Below are 13,492 nucleotides of genomic sequence, written 5' to 3' on the forward strand. Positions count from 1 at the left end.
TGCATTGCGGTCCGTGGGTCGGGGCGGTGCCTACCGCGTCCAGTGGCCCGCCTGCGGGCGCGAGGTCCCGCCACGTGGGGCGGCGCGCTGCGGGCGGGGTGGGTGGAGGGCTCGGCGTCGGTCGTTGAGGTCGGGTCGAGGTCGGGGTCGGGGTCGGGGTCGGGGTCGGGGTCGGGGTCGGGGTCGGGGTCGAGGTCGGGGTCGGGGTCGAGGTCGGGGTCGGGGTCGGGGTCGGGGTCGAGGTCGGGGTCGGGGTCGGGGTCGAGGTCGGGGTCGGGGTCGCGTGGCCCCCTTCCTCCCCGCCCTACCTCCTCGCCCGCTCGACGTGGATCGGCGCGTGGAAGACGGCGCGGAAGAGCGGCGCCTCGCGGGCGACGTCCCATAGCTCGAGATCGACCGGCGCGCGCGTCCGCGCGAGCACGTTCACGACGCCGTTCTTCCGGGTCGCGCGGACGGAGACGACCGGCTGGTGGTGGCTCCGGTCGAGCGCGTCCGCGATGCGGAGCAGGGCGACGAGGCGCCGGACGAGCCGGAACTCGCCCAGGGGGAGGTCCTCGAGGTCGGGGCGGTGGCGCTCGGGCGGGCTGCGGCGGTGATAGCGCGCGACGAGCGCGACGAGGAGCCGCTCGCGGTCGGAGAAGCCGGGGATGTCGGCGCTGGAGACGAGGTAGAAGGTGTGCTTGTGGTGGCGGGTCGGCGAGACGGCGTGACCGACGTCGTGGAGGATCGCCGCCGCCTCGAGCAGCCCGCGCGCGCTCGCCGGGAGCCCGTGGAGGTCGGCGAGCTGGTCGAAGAGGTCGAGCGCGAGGCGCGCCGTCTGGCGCGCGTGCCCCTCGTCGAAGTTGAACCGGCGCCCGAACGCGAGCGCCGCCGCGGCGCGGGAGGCCTGGGCGGCCGCGACCGCCGCCGGCGACCGCCGCGCGAGGTCGAGGAGGATGCCGTTCCGGAGCCCCGTGTCGACCGCGACGATCGACTCGAGGCCGAGGTGGCGCATCGCCGCCTCGAGGATCACGGCGCCCGCGACGATGATCTCCGCGCGCCTCGGCTCGAACTGCCTGCGTCGCTGCGCGACGGACTCATCGGCGAGCTCCTCGACGGCGCGCTTCACGTTCCGGAGCGTCATGCGCCGGCCCTCGCCGTGCGCCGCGACGATGGCGTTGATCGTCCCGGACGATCCGAGGGCCACGTTGCCGTGCGGCAGCCGTCGCGGCACGGAGTCGCGGAACGCCTCGTCGGCGAAGCTGCGCATCGCCGCGAGTCGCTGGGACGACACCTTGCCCGCCGACCCGAAGATCTCCGTGAGCCTCACCGCGCCGAGGCCGACGCTGTAGAGCTCCTTCGCCTCCTCGCCCACGGCGGTCGCGACCTCGGTCGAGCCGCCGCCGATGTCGATGACGAGCCCCCGCGCGCGCGGAGACCGGCCGTTCAGCACGCCGCGGCAGATGAGGCGGGCCTCCTCGCGCCCGGAGACGACCTCGAGGTCGAGCCCGGTCTCGCGCTTCACGCGCTTCACGAGCTCGTCGCGGTTCCGCGCCTCGCGCACGGCGCTCGTCGCCACGGCGCGCACGGTGGCGTGGTAGCGGCGGCAGAGGGTCGCGTACCGGCGCAGCGTCGCGAGGAGCCGGTCGGCGACCTCGCGCGACATGGAGCCGGTCGCGAACACCCCCTCGCCCGGGCGGACGGGGTCGCGCTCCTGGTGGAGGGTCTCGAGCGATCCGTCCGGGAGCGGGCGCGCGATCTCGAGGCGCACCGCGTTCGTCCCCACGTCGATCGCGGCGATGATGCGCGGCTGTCCCTCGTGGTCGTGCGCCAATCCGCCTCCCAGTGACCGAGTCTATTCGCGCGCGCGGACCCGCGGAACGGCCTCGGTCCGGTGAAGCTCGGGCGCGTTCCAGTCCGGAACGGCGTGGAACACCAAAGGGTGCCGATCGCGGCCCGGGCGCGCCGGTGCAAGGGTGGACGCGCTCGCAGGGAATCGCTGGGGGGCAGCGGGGCGGGCGGCCCGAGGCGGCGTCGCTGCGGCGCGCTGCCCGCGGAGGCATGGGAGGTGCAACCCCCGCGCTCGACACCCCATCCCCGGAGGAGCCTCTCCCGATGACCGCATCGCCTCGTGAGCTCGACCTTCGCAAGCTGCCGCCGGAGCTGCGGCATGGCCTCGTGTTCCAGACGTTCGACGCGCTCGGGCCAGGGGAGGCGCTCGTGCTCGTGAACGACCACGACCCGGCGCCGCTCCTGCAGCAGTTCAGGTTCGTGCGGCCCGGTCAGGCCGAGTCCGAGTACCTCGAGCGCGGCCCGGTCGACTGGCGCGTCCGCATCGCGAGGAGAGCGAGTCCCTGAGCCGTGTCCTGGCTCGGGAGCTGCGCCGCGTCGTAGAACGCTCCTTCACCTGTCCAGGGAAGGAGTCCCGATGCCGAGCACCGTGGAGAACCTGAAGGTCGCCTTCGCTGGCGAGAGCCAGGCGAACCGGAAGTACCTCGCGTTCGCGATGAAGGCCGAGAGGGAGGGCTACCCGCAGATCGCGAGGCTCTTCCGCGCCGCGGCGGACGCAGAGACGGTCCACGCGCTCGCCCACCTCCAGAACATGGGCGGCGTGGGCTCGACCCTCGAGAACCTGAAGGAGGCGCTCGCCGGCGAGACGTACGAGTTCACGGAGATGTACCCACCGATGGTCGCGCAGGCGGCCGCCGAGGGCCACAAGGCGAGGACGATGCTCGACTGGGCGAACCGGGTCGAGAGCGTCCACGCGAACCTCTTCGGGCAGGCGCTCGCGGCGCTCCAGTCCGGGCAGGACCTGTCGAGGATGGACGTCTACGTGTGCCCCGCCTGCGGTGACGTCGAGTTCGGCGTCCCGCCGGAGAAGTGCCCGGTGTGCGGCGCGGCGGGCGCGAAGTACCAGAAGGTCGCGTAGCCCGGAGACGGCTCGGGCCGGCCCCGCGGTCGCGGAGCCGGCCCGGGTGAAGGCGCGCCAGCCGTCGTCACCTGGAGGCGGTCTTCGGGGCGTCCTTCACGAGCTCGACGTCGAGCGTGATGGCGATCTCGTCGCCGACCGCCGGGCCGGCCTCGACGAGCTTGTTCCAGACGAGGCCGTAGTCCTTGCGGCTGATCTTCGTGGCCGCCGAGAACGCGCGGCGCGTCTCGCCGAACATGCCCTTCACCTCGGGCGAGGTCGTCACGTCGAGCGTGACGGGCTTCGTGACGCCGTGGAGGGTGAGGTCGCCCGCGACCTTCAGCTTGCCCTTGCCCGCCTTCGTGACCTTGGCCGACTTGAAGGTGATGGCCGGGTACTTCGCCGTGTCGAGGAAGTCGGGCGACTTGAGGTGCGCGTCGCGGTCGGCGACGCGGGTGTCGATGCTGTTCGCGTCGATCGTCACCTCGACGGTCGACTTCGCCGGATCCGCGTCGTCGAGCTGCGCGACACCCGTGTACTTCGTGAACTCGCCGCGGACCGTCGAGATGACGAGGTGCTTCACGGCGAAGCCGACCTGGGAGTGAGACGCGTCGACGTTCCAGGCGGCCGGCGCGGCGAGCGCGAGCATGGGGGCGACGGCGACGAGCGAGGCGAGGAGCTTCTTCATGTTCGGTCTTCCTTCGGGGAGAGCGTGGGGTGCTGCGGCGGCCGGGATCTCCCTGGGGCGATCGTCTCCCGGACGTGCGCCCCGTGCCGCTCGGTACGGGCGTAGTCTTGGCGCCGTTCCCCGAGTGGCGCAATCTGCCGCTCTGCATAGCTGTGTTCCTGAATCAGCAACAATGGCCGACGCGCCCGGCCGCCCGGGCGAGCGTCGCGGCGGGTTCAGCGGCCGCGGCCACGCGGGCGACCGGCAGCGACCGAACGCTCGGAGCGATCGGGCGAGCGTCGCGGCGCGCGGCTGTCCACGCCAATCGGTGTGCCAGGGACGCGCACGGGGTTTCGCCTCACCGCGATGCGGGCACACCCTTCGTCCGAGCCCGACAACCCTCGCGCCCACTCGCAGGTGAGCGTAGGCCGCGGCGTATCGTGGGGTGACCGGTCGAGGCGTGCGCGACGAGAGGCTGGGGCCCCGTGCCCGCCCGTCGCCGCGCGACGCGACCCGGCCGGCGTGGAAGGAGGAGGCCATGCTCGAGGCATCGAGACGCGCATTCGGGATCTTCTCGCTGGCGCTGGCGCTGGCGAGCGGCATCGCACGCGCCGCACCCCCGCCGGCACGCGAGGAGGCTGCGGCCTTCAAGGTGGACGCGAAGGTCGGGCTCGCGGCGCTCGTCGCCATCGTGGACGGCCACATGCAGAAGATGGCCGACTCGCTCCAGGTGCTCGCGCTGTCCGAGCAGACGCGCTCCGCCGACTGGGGCACCATCGAGCGGCAGCTCGGCGAGGTCGGCAAGGGGAACGCCGCCGCGCTCAACTGGTTCGCGCTGCCGGACGGGTCGTACTGGAGCGTCCAGAACGGCCGCGAGAAGGGCAACCTCTCCTCGCGGGCCTACTTTCCGAAGGCCCTCGCGGGGAAGACGGTGGTCGGCGACCTCGTCGTCAGCAAGGCGACGGGCAAGGGCGTCGTCATCGTCGCCGTGCCGGTGAAGGGCCGCGACGGCTCCGTGGTCGGCGTCCTCGGCGCGTCGATCTACCTCGACAAGCTGAGCGCCCGGATCCGCGAGGAGATGAACCTCGGCGACGACCTCATCTTCTACACCTTCGACGCGACGCCGCTCCTCGCGATCGTCTGGGACCCCATGCTCGTCTTCACGAACCCGAAGCTGCTCGGGCCGGAGGTCGACAAGGCCTTCACGGAGATGCTGTCGAAGAACGAGGGCGTGGTGCGGTACACGTTCCGTGAGAAGCAGCGGACGGTCGTGTTCCGCAAGTCCGCCGTGACCGGGTGGTGGTACGCCTTCGGCCTCGTCCAGGCGCCGCAGAGCGCCAGCACCGCGACGCCGGTGGGGGGGATGGGCGCGAGGCGGTGACGGCGCCAGTACCTCGACCTTCGGACCCGACCTCGCGCCGCATCACCCCTTGATGAACGTGCCCGCGCGGAGCTCCGCGAGCGCCTCGGCGATCTCCTCGCGCGTGTTCATGACGAAGGGGCCGTAGCGGGCGTACGGCTCGTGGAGCGGCTGCGCCGACAGGAGCAGGAAGCGCGCCGGCGCGCCGGCGGCGTGGACGCGGACGACGTCGCCGTCCTCCAGGATGGCGAGCAGCGGGGCCCGGATGGCCGGGGCGCGCGACGGCACCGCGCCGCCCACGCTCACCTCTCCCTGGAAGACGTAGAGGATCGCGGTGTGGCCGCGCGGCACCGGCTGCTCGAAGCTCCGGCCGGCGGGGAGCGCGACGTCGAGGTACGTCGGTCCGGCGAAGATCTCGCGCACCGCGCCTGCGACGCCGTCCACCTCGCCCGCCACCACGCGGACGCGGGCGCCGTCGGGGCGCACGACGTCGGGGATGGCGCTCGCGGGGACGTCCTGGTAGCGCGGCCGGGTCATCTTGAGCTTCGCGGGGAGGTTCACCCAGATCTGGAAGCCGTCGAGCCGGCGCGGCCCGACCTTCGGCATCTCCTCGTGCAGGATGCCGCTCCCCGCGGTCATCCACTGCACGTCGCCGGCGCCGATGACGCCCGAGTTCCCGAGGCTGTCGCGGTGGGCCACGCTGCCGTCGAGCATGTAGGTGATGGTCTCGATGCCCCGGTGCGGGTGCATCGGGAACCCCGCGATGTAGTCGTTCGCGTCCTCGGATCCGAAGTGGTCGAAGAGGAAGAACGGGTCGAGGTGGTCGAGCCGCTCGGTGGCGATGCTGCGCCTGAGCCGCACCCCGGCGCCGTCGCTCGCCGCGATGGGGGTCACCACGTCCTTCAGGCCTCGTTCGATCATCCGCGTCCTCCTGGTGAGGAGGGATAACGGCGGCGGGGAACGGGACCACGGCCGCTCCCGCACCACTCCGTTCCGCCGGCGGAACGACCTATCCGGCGCGTCCGGATTCGACAACCTCTTCACGTCCGCAAGAAGCGCACCGCCGTCCATGACGCCTCGCTCGGCCGGCGGCTCACGCCGGTCGGGCGCCCGTGACCCGCGCCCCGGCGCCGAGGAGGAACAGGCCCGCGACGCCGAGCGAGACGCACGCGCCGACGAGGACCGACACGACCCCGCCCGTCGCGGCGAGGGATGGCACGACGAGGAGGAACCGCTCCAACCAGAGCCCGACGAGGATCGCCCCGGCCCCGGCCGCGAGCGTCGCGCGCCGCCGCTTCAGGCGCTCGGAGAAGAGCAGCCAGAACGGCCACGCGAACACCGCCACGAGCACGAGGACGCTGACGGGCCCGAACGGCCCGCGGGAGCGGCGGAGCAGCGCCGCGGACTCCTCCGGGACGTTGCCGTACCAGGTCGGCAGGAACAGCGCCCAGAGCAGGTAGCTCCACACCACGATGAACGCGAAGAGGAGCTTCCCGAGATCGTGCCGCAGGTCGGGACCCGCGACGTCCCGCCCGACGGCGACGAGCGCCACCCACGCCAGGCCCGAGAGGAAGGCGCCGAGGAAGTAGTAGGCGGGGAGGACCGTGTACGGCGGCGCCTCGGAGAGCTCCATGACGAGGTCGAACGCCCAGAACGAGAGCCCCACCGCGTACGCCAGGACGTACGCCACGCTCGCGGCGCGGAGGCGCGGTCCGCTCGTGTCGCCTGCGCGGCCCAGGGCGACGACGCGCCACCCGAGCGCGAAGACCAGCGCGGCGGCGACGAGCAGCCGCGCTCCGAGGAACGCGAGCCGCCCCGCGGACGCCTCGCCGGTCCAGGGGATGAACGTGCGGGCGCCGAGGACCAGCAGCACGAGGAGGGCCAGGGCGGCGGGGAAGAAGCCTGCCGCCGCGTCCGCGATGGGCAGGATCGGTCGCGCCCAGCCGCCGTGCGTCACGCGCACCGCCGCGCCGAGCGCCACCGCGCCGGCTGCGAGGCCCGCGAAGAAGAGCCAGCTCGCGTCGAGCGCCGCGAAGGCGGCGGTGGCGTGCCCCGAGAGCGCTCCCGCGACGAACCCGGCGGCGCCCACGGCGACGAGCGCCACGGCGAGCCTGGAGAGCGGCCGGCCGGCGGCGGCCGGCCCACTGCCGAGCGGGGTCATGGCGTTCCTCCGCCGCCCGGCGGCGCCTCTGGCGGGAGCGGCGGCACGGTGACGACCGGGGCCACCCGCTGGATCTCGCGCACCCAGTTGACGAGGTCCCACCGGTCCTGGACGGTGAGCCCTTCGCGCGCGGGCGGCATCGCCTTCCCGCCGTAGCTCACCGTCCCCCAGACGAACCCGTCGGAGCGCTCGCGGACCTTGACGTAGGCGAGGTCCGGCGCGGGCGGGAAGAGCCGCGACACCGGCCCGCCTCCGCGCCCGTCCTTGCCGTGGCACGGAGAGCACCGGGCGGCGAAGAGCGCCTGGCCACGCGCGAGGGAGCGCGGCGTCGCCGGCACCGGGTCCTTCAGGTCCTCGGTGTCGTCGCGGCTCTCGTAGCGCGGCCCGGCGCCGAGCGGCACCGAGCGGTCCGGCTGCGGCCGCGGCGCCTCCTCCGGCCGGATCGACGGCTGGTACCACATGTCCGTGCGCCAGTCGTTCCTGCACCCGAAAGCCGCGGCGGCGGCCGCGAGCAGCGCGAGCGCCGGGATCCGTGCGCTACGCGACATCGCGGACCTCCTCCGCCCCACTCTCGCGCAGGATCCGTCCGGCGCCGGAGGCGTCGCCCGCCGACGCGACGACCGCGATGCGATCCCCGGTCGCGCCCAGCCGGGCCGCGGTCGCCTGGCGCCGCGCGCCGAGGGCGGCGCCTGCGACGACCGCCGCGAGGTTCGTGAGCGAGCCGACGAGGACCGTCACCTCGAAGACGACGATCACGAACGGCGGGACGGAGACGATCGGCTTGCCGCCGGTCACGAGGGGCCATGCGACGGACGTCCCGACCGTGAGGAGCACGCCCGCGAGGAGCCCGAGGAGCGCCCCCGAGAACGTCACCGCGCCGAGGCCGCTCCGCGGCTTGCCGAGCGCGGCGATCACCTCGGGGAACGGCGCGGGCATGGCGGTCTCGACCTCGAAGTGCGCGGCGCGGAGCGCGCGCACCGCGCGAGCGGCGCCGCCCGGCTCCGCGAACATCCCGAGCACGCGGCCCTCAACGGCCATGGGTCGCCTCCTCGGCGCCGGCGGGCGCGTGCGCGGCCTCCTCCTTCAGCTCGGCGATCGAGACCGGCGGCACGAGCTTCAAGCCGACGAGGAACAGGAAGAAGAACCAGCCGAACGCGCCGGCGGTGACCGCCCACTCGACCCAGGTCGGCACGTAAACGCGCCAGTCGAACGGCAGCCGGTCGTGCGAGAGCGACGTCACCACGATGTTGAACCGCTCGAGCCACATCCCGACCGTGATCGCGACGCAGATCCCGAAGAGCACGGCGGTCCGGCGGCGCACGGCCGGGATGATCAGCAGGACGGGGCCGACGCAGTTGCAGAGCACCATCGTCCAGAACACCGGCGCGTAGGGGCCGGTCATCCGGTAGAGGAACGTGCTGCGCTCCGGGTCGCCTGCGGGCTCCTGGAGCGCGAGCAGGATCTCGGTCGCGTACGAGTAGGTGACGACGAGCCCGGTCAGCACGATGAGGCGAGCGAGCATGTCCAGGTGGTGCGGTGTGATGAGCGCCTCGAGGCGGAACGCGCGGCGGAGGGGGACGAGGATGAGGATCACCATCGCCACGCCGGAGAGGATCGCGCCGGCCACGAAGTAGGGCGGGAACAGCGTCGAGTGCCAGCCCGGGAGCACGGACACGGCGAAGTCCCACGACACGACGCTGTGGACCGAGACGACGAGCGGCGTGGCGAAGGCGGCGAAGAAGAGGTACGCGCGCGTGTAGTGGCGCCACTGCTCGTCCGTGCCGCGCCACCCGAACGCGAGCACCGCGTAGAGCCGCCGCCGCCACCCCGTCGCGCGCTCGCGGAGCGCGGCCGCGTCGGGCGCCACGCCGACGAGGAGGAACACCGTCGAGACGATGAGGTACGTGGAGATCGCGAACACGTCCCAGATGAGCGGCGAGCGGAAGTTCACCCAGAGCTCGCGCTGGTTCGGGTACGGGAAGAGCCAGTACGCGAACCACGGCCGCCCGAGGTGCAGGATCGGGTAGAGCCCCGCCGTCATCACGGCGAAGACGGTCATCATCTCCGCGACGCGGTAGACCGCGGTCCGGAACCGCGCCCGGAACAGGAAGAGGATCGCGCTGATGAGCGTGCCGGAGTGGGCGATGCCGACCCAGAACACGAAGTCCGTGATCAGGTTCCCCCACATCCCGGGGCGCTGGAGGCCCGTCCAGTGGAGTCCGGTCCGGACGATGAGCGAGTAGGACCACGCTCCGAACGCGGCGACGCCGCCGGCGAGGGCGAGGCCGATCCAGTACGCGGGGCCGGGGCGGCCGTGCGTCGCGCGGACGGTGTCCTCGATCGAGCGGAAGGACTCCGTGGCGCTCACGGCTCCGCCTCCGGCCGGACGCGGGCGAGGTAGGTGATGGCGGGCCCGGCGTTCACCGCCTCGAGCGCGCGGAACGCGCGTCCGTCGCGCGCGAGGCGGCTCACGCGCGAGGCGGGGTCCTTCGCGTCGCCGAAGGTGATGGCCTGCGCGGGGCACGTCTGCGCGCAGGCGGGCTGGATCTCTCCGTCCGCCACGTGGCGCCCTTCGTCGCGGGCCAGGTTCTCGGCGTACCGGATCCGCTGGATGCAGAACGTGCACTTCTCCATGACGCCGCGCGAGCGGACCGTGACGTCCGGGTTGAGCTGCAGGTCGAGGGGGCGCTCGAAGCGAGCGTCGCGCCAGTTGAACGTCCGAACCTTGTAGGGGCAGTTGTTCGAGCAGTACCGCGTGCCCACGCAGCGGTTGTAGATCTGCGCGTTCAGCCCCTCCGGCGTGTGATACGTCGCGTACACGGGGCAGACCGGCTCGCAGGGCGCGTTGGTGCAGTGCTGGCAGAGCATGAGCAGGAGCCGCACGTCCAGCTCGCCGCCGGGCTCGTCGCCGAGGTAGCGCTCCACGCGGATCCAGCCCATGTAGCGTCCCTCGCGTGCGGCGTCCGCGCCCATCACCGGCACGTTGTTCTCCGCGGTGCACGCGACGACGCAGGCCTGGCACCCGGTGCAGCGGTCGAGGTCGATCACCATCGCCCACCGGTGCTCGGGGTGGTCGGGCTCGCGGTACATCCTCGCCGAGAGATCGGGGCGGCGAGGGGAGGGCGCCGCCGCCGTCACCACGGGCACGAGCTCGCGCGCGTGCTGGTAGGGGCTCCCCTCCAGCAGCGGGAGCCGCGTCCGTCGCCCCGCGCGCGCGACGGTGGCTCGCGCGGCCCAGTAGAACGCTGCGCCGGCGCTCGCGGGCAGCACGGAGAGCACCTCGGCGCCCAAGGGGAGGGCCACCGCGTCGTCGCGGATGCCGGCGAACACGTAGGCGGGAACCTCCGCGCGTCCCGCGGCGGTCTCGATCGAGACGAGGTCGCCCGTGCCGACGCCGAGGCGCGCCGCGGTGGCCGGCGAGACCTCGAGCCACGGGCTCCAGGAGACGCTCGAGAGCGCGTCGGGCACGTCGCGGAGCCAGGGCAGATCGGCACCGCGGCCGTCGCCACGGAGCGCCGTCGGGAAGACGACGAGGTCCAGCGCGCCGTCCGCCGCCGGAGGCGGAGGCAGCGCGAGGAACGGCTCGGCCGCCCCAGGCCGCAGCCGGACGGGCGGCCGCGGCTCCGGATCCCACCAGTAGCCGCCCCGCTGCAGCGCCTCCCGGTGCACCGGCGCGACGTCGGCGGGCGGTGCACCCGTCGCCCGGGTGGCGTGCTCCGCGGCGCGCGCCAGCACGACGTCGTACGGGTCCGTCGAGGGGAAGCTCGCCGGCACCGGCAGCTTGCCGCCGAGCTCCAGGAGCACCTGCATCGCCTGCCGCGTGTCGGCGAGCGGCGTCATCACGGGCTGGGCGAGGTTCACGACGCCGTCGCGCGCGACCGCGTCGCCGAAGGACTCGAGCGTGTGGTGGTCGGGGAGGACGAGGTGCGCGCGCGCCGTGGTGGCGTCCGGCCGGAGCGCGAAGCTCGCGACGAGCGGGACCTTCGCGAGCGCGTCCGCTGCGTGGAGCGCCGTGGGGAGCGTGCCGACCGGGTCCGCGTGCTGGACGAGCAGGACGTCCACCTCGCCCGCCGACATCGCGCCGAGCAGCGCGCGCAGGTCCGCGGCGGACGACGGGACGTCCTCGCGCGCGTCCAGGCCGTAACGCAGCGTGCGCCCGACGTTCCCGAGCGCGACGTTCGCGAGGAGGACGACCGCCGCGAGCTGCGTCGCCTCCGGCCCCTGCGCCTGCGCGCCGGGGCCGAGGAGCGCGGAGGGGCGCCTGCGCGCGAGCTCCCGCGCGAGGCGCTCGAGCTCGCCCGACGGGACGCCGGCGCGCGCGGCCAGCTCCTCGGGTGCGAGTCGCTGCAGGCGCGGGACGACCGCGCGGAGCTCCTCCGGCACGGGGACCCCGCGCGCGGGCTCGACGAGAGCGCGCAGGATCCCGAGGGCGACGGCGAGCTCGCCGCCGCTCCGGCACCTGATCCAGCGGTCCGCCGACACGCCCGTGAGCGCGAGCCGCGGGCCCACCCAGGTGAGCCTCGCGCGCTCCGCGCCCAGCCGGCCGCGGGCGGCGGCGAGCTGGCGCGCCAGCTCCACCGGCGAGAGCCAGGTCTCGACGAGGTCGGCGCCGAACGACACGATCGAGCGCGCCGCGGAGAGGTCGAGGACGGGCAGCTCGGCGCGCCCGAACAGCGCCTCGCTGGCGCGCCGGAGCGGGGCGGGATCGAGCGGCTCCAGGACGACGCGATCCTCGGGGCGCGCCCCGACGGCCTTCATGAAGGCGCGCTGGACCGCCCCGGTGGCGCCCGGCTCGAGGCGCGTCAGGAGCCGGATCCTCCCCGGCCCCTTCGCCTGCGCCGCCGCGAGCGCCTGCGCGAGCGCGTCCTCTGCCTCGTCCCAGGACGTGGGCGCGAGCGCGCCGCCCGCGCCGCGCCGGAGCGGCCCCTTGAAACGCTCGGGGTGGTAGAGCGCCTGGAGCGCCGCCTGTCCGCGGGCGCACAGCGCGCCGCGGCCGATCGGATCTTCCGGGTTCCCCTCGAGCTTGACCGCGCGCCCCTCGCGCGTGCGCGCCGTGACCCCGCAGCCGGCCGCGCACTCGCGGCAGAGCGTCCGGTAGAAGAGCGGCTGCCCGGGGACGACGTCGTCGGGCGGCACGATCCAGGGGACGAGCTTCTGGACCGCCGCGCGGGGCGAGCACCCCGCGGCGACGCTCGCAGCCCCGGCGGCGCCGGCCACCTGGAGGAACGTCCTTCGGCCGACGGGCCGCTGGCTCGGATCGGACACGGCTCCTCACTTGTGGCAGGTGACGCACTCGGTGAGCCGGGCGCGTCCCTCGGGCTTCTCCCGCTGCTTCTCGTGGTGGCACCCGAGGCACCAGCCCATGGTGAGCGGCGTCACCTGGCTCAGGACGTCCATCTTCTCCACCTCGCCATGGCACTCCTGGCAGCGCACGCCGGCGAGGACGTGCCGCTCGTGGGTGAAGTGGACGTGGTCGGGGACGCGGTACACGCGGATCCACTCGATGGCGGTGCCGTTCGCCAGGATCTCGACGAGGGGCTTCAGCTCCGCGGTGACCTGCGGGTGCTCGGGGTCCTCCTTCACGAACTTGTGGCATCCCTGGCAGCGCGCCATCGACGGGATGCCGGCGACGGGGGCGCGCTCCGCGTAGACGTGGCACGAGGTGCAGCCGATCCCGAGCTCGCCGGCGTGGATCCGGTGGCTGAAGGCGATCGGCTGTCGCGGGCCGGACGCGGCCGCGGCACACAGGAGCGCGAGCGCGCCCCCGGCTGCGGCGAGCGCGCCGGAATGCGGGGACCGCACGCGCCTCACGCTCACCTCCTCATCGCTTGAGCGAGAAGCTCTCCGTCACCGTCTTCCCGGCGGCGACCGTCACGCTCTTCTCCGGCGCCTTCAGATGCGAGTTCCACACCTCGAGCTTGTACGTGCCGGGGGGCACGTCCTTGATCGTGAAGCTCCCCTTGGCGTCGACCGCGGCGGCGTACGGGTTCTGGTTCACGAAGACGTACCCGAGCATCTCCGGGTGAATGCTGCAGAGCTGCGAGTACGCGCCCTCCTTCGTGAACGTGTGCGTCCGCAGCTCGTTCTGCTTGAACGTGCCGAGGTTGTACGGATCCACGTCCGGCGAGTAGACGTTGTGCGCCACGTTGTCGTGGTTCAGGAACTTCACCGTGTCGCCCTTCGTGATCACGAGGACGTGGGGGATGAACGCGAGGCCCTTCTGGTCCATCGCCTCGCTCTTCGGCGCGAATGTCCCGGGTGCCTGCTTCACGTACACGACGGTCTCGGCGAGGTACTTCGGCGGCGTGGCCTCGACCTTGCCGGTGATGGTGCCGTTCTGCGCGAGCGCGGGGATGGCCGCGGCGGCGCAGAGCGCGACGGCGATGCTTCGAACGATGCCACGGTGGGTCATGGACG

Annotated in this window: 13 protein-coding genes; 3 read left to right on the forward strand and 10 right to left on the reverse strand. The window is 73.6% G+C overall.

Annotated features, from left to right (window positions below; all coding sequences use genetic code 11):
* Positions 1 to 304: 304 nt before the first annotated feature.
* Entirely contained in the window at positions 305 to 1,813 is a 1,509-nt protein-coding gene (locus tag MNY62_RS15875; RefSeq protein WP_242345162.1) for a Ppx/GppA phosphatase family protein, read from the reverse strand.
* 281 nt (positions 1,814 to 2,094) lie between these two features.
* Between MNY62_RS15875 and MNY62_RS15880 the strand changes: the two genes are divergently transcribed.
* Together MNY62_RS15880 and MNY62_RS15885 are read left to right on the forward strand one after the other, a co-directional pair.
* Positions 2,095 to 2,337, forward strand: coding sequence for a DUF2249 domain-containing protein (locus tag MNY62_RS15880; protein WP_242345163.1), 243 nt, complete (start codon positions 2,095 to 2,097; stop codon positions 2,335 to 2,337).
* A 70-nt stretch (positions 2,338 to 2,407) separates the two neighbouring features.
* A complete protein-coding gene (locus tag MNY62_RS15885; RefSeq protein WP_242345164.1) occupies positions 2,408 to 2,908 on the forward strand; it encodes a rubrerythrin family protein in 501 nt (166 codons plus the stop codon).
* 67 nt (positions 2,909 to 2,975) lie between these two features.
* On the opposite strand, the gene MNY62_RS15890 is transcribed toward MNY62_RS15885, so the two are convergent.
* Positions 2,976 to 3,575 carry a YceI family protein gene (locus tag MNY62_RS15890; protein ID WP_242345165.1) on the reverse strand — a complete coding sequence of 200 codons (600 nt, stop codon included), beginning with the start codon at positions 3,573 to 3,575 and terminating at the stop codon, positions 2,976 to 2,978.
* A gap of 517 nt (positions 3,576 to 4,092) precedes the next feature.
* On the opposite strand from MNY62_RS15890, the gene MNY62_RS15895 reads away from it, so the two are divergent.
* Positions 4,093 to 4,935 carry a PDC sensor domain-containing protein gene (locus tag MNY62_RS15895; RefSeq protein WP_242345166.1) on the forward strand — a complete coding sequence of 281 codons (843 nt, stop codon included), beginning with the start codon at positions 4,093 to 4,095 and terminating at the stop codon, positions 4,933 to 4,935.
* 42 nt (positions 4,936 to 4,977) lie between these two features.
* Here the strand turns inward: MNY62_RS15895 and MNY62_RS15900 are convergent, their stop codons facing one another.
* From MNY62_RS15900 to MNY62_RS15935, 8 genes are all read right to left on the reverse strand, one after another.
* Positions 4,978 to 5,835 carry a pirin family protein gene (locus MNY62_RS15900; RefSeq protein WP_242345167.1) on the reverse strand — a complete coding sequence of 286 codons (858 nt, stop codon included), beginning with the start codon at positions 5,833 to 5,835 and terminating at the stop codon, positions 4,978 to 4,980.
* 172 nt (positions 5,836 to 6,007) lie between these two features.
* Positions 6,008 to 7,075 carry a hypothetical protein gene (locus MNY62_RS15905; RefSeq protein ID WP_242345168.1) on the reverse strand — a complete coding sequence of 356 codons (1,068 nt, stop codon included), beginning with the start codon at positions 7,073 to 7,075 and terminating at the stop codon, positions 6,008 to 6,010.
* On the reverse strand, positions 7,072 to 7,623 hold the full coding sequence (locus MNY62_RS15910) for a c-type cytochrome (RefSeq protein WP_242345169.1): 552 nt from the start codon (positions 7,621 to 7,623) through the stop codon (positions 7,072 to 7,074). The genes MNY62_RS15905 and MNY62_RS15910 overlap by 4 nt, the downstream gene beginning before the upstream one ends.
* Positions 7,613 to 8,113, reverse strand: a complete 501-nt coding sequence (locus MNY62_RS15915; protein ID WP_242345170.1) for a quinol:electron acceptor oxidoreductase subunit ActD — start codon at positions 8,111 to 8,113, stop codon at positions 7,613 to 7,615. Before MNY62_RS15915 ends, MNY62_RS15910 begins: the two co-directional genes overlap by 11 nt.
* On the reverse strand, positions 8,103 to 9,443 hold the full coding sequence (gene nrfD, locus MNY62_RS15920; RefSeq protein WP_242345171.1) for an NrfD/PsrC family molybdoenzyme membrane anchor subunit: 1,341 nt from the start codon (positions 9,441 to 9,443) through the stop codon (positions 8,103 to 8,105). The genes MNY62_RS15915 and nrfD overlap by 11 nt, the downstream gene beginning before the upstream one ends.
* Positions 9,440 to 12,340, reverse strand: a complete 2,901-nt coding sequence (locus MNY62_RS15925; RefSeq protein WP_242345172.1) for a molybdopterin dinucleotide binding domain-containing protein — start codon at positions 12,338 to 12,340, stop codon at positions 9,440 to 9,442. The genes nrfD and MNY62_RS15925 overlap by 4 nt, the downstream gene beginning before the upstream one ends.
* Before the next feature lie 6 nt (positions 12,341 to 12,346).
* The gene (locus MNY62_RS15930; RefSeq protein ID WP_242345173.1) at positions 12,347 to 12,886 is read right to left on the reverse strand and encodes a cytochrome c3 family protein; all 540 of its coding nucleotides are present in this window, start codon (positions 12,884 to 12,886) and stop codon (positions 12,347 to 12,349) included.
* A gap of 10 nt (positions 12,887 to 12,896) precedes the next feature.
* The gene (locus MNY62_RS15935) at positions 12,897 to 13,487 is read right to left on the reverse strand and encodes a carboxypeptidase regulatory-like domain-containing protein (RefSeq protein WP_242345174.1); all 591 of its coding nucleotides are present in this window, start codon (positions 13,485 to 13,487) and stop codon (positions 12,897 to 12,899) included.
* Positions 13,488 to 13,492: the final 5 nt, after the last annotated feature.

Origin of the sequence: Anaeromyxobacter terrae, from assembly GCF_022690685.1 — a bacterium.
GTDB lineage: Bacteria > Myxococcota > Myxococcia > Myxococcales > Anaeromyxobacteraceae > Anaeromyxobacter > Anaeromyxobacter terrae.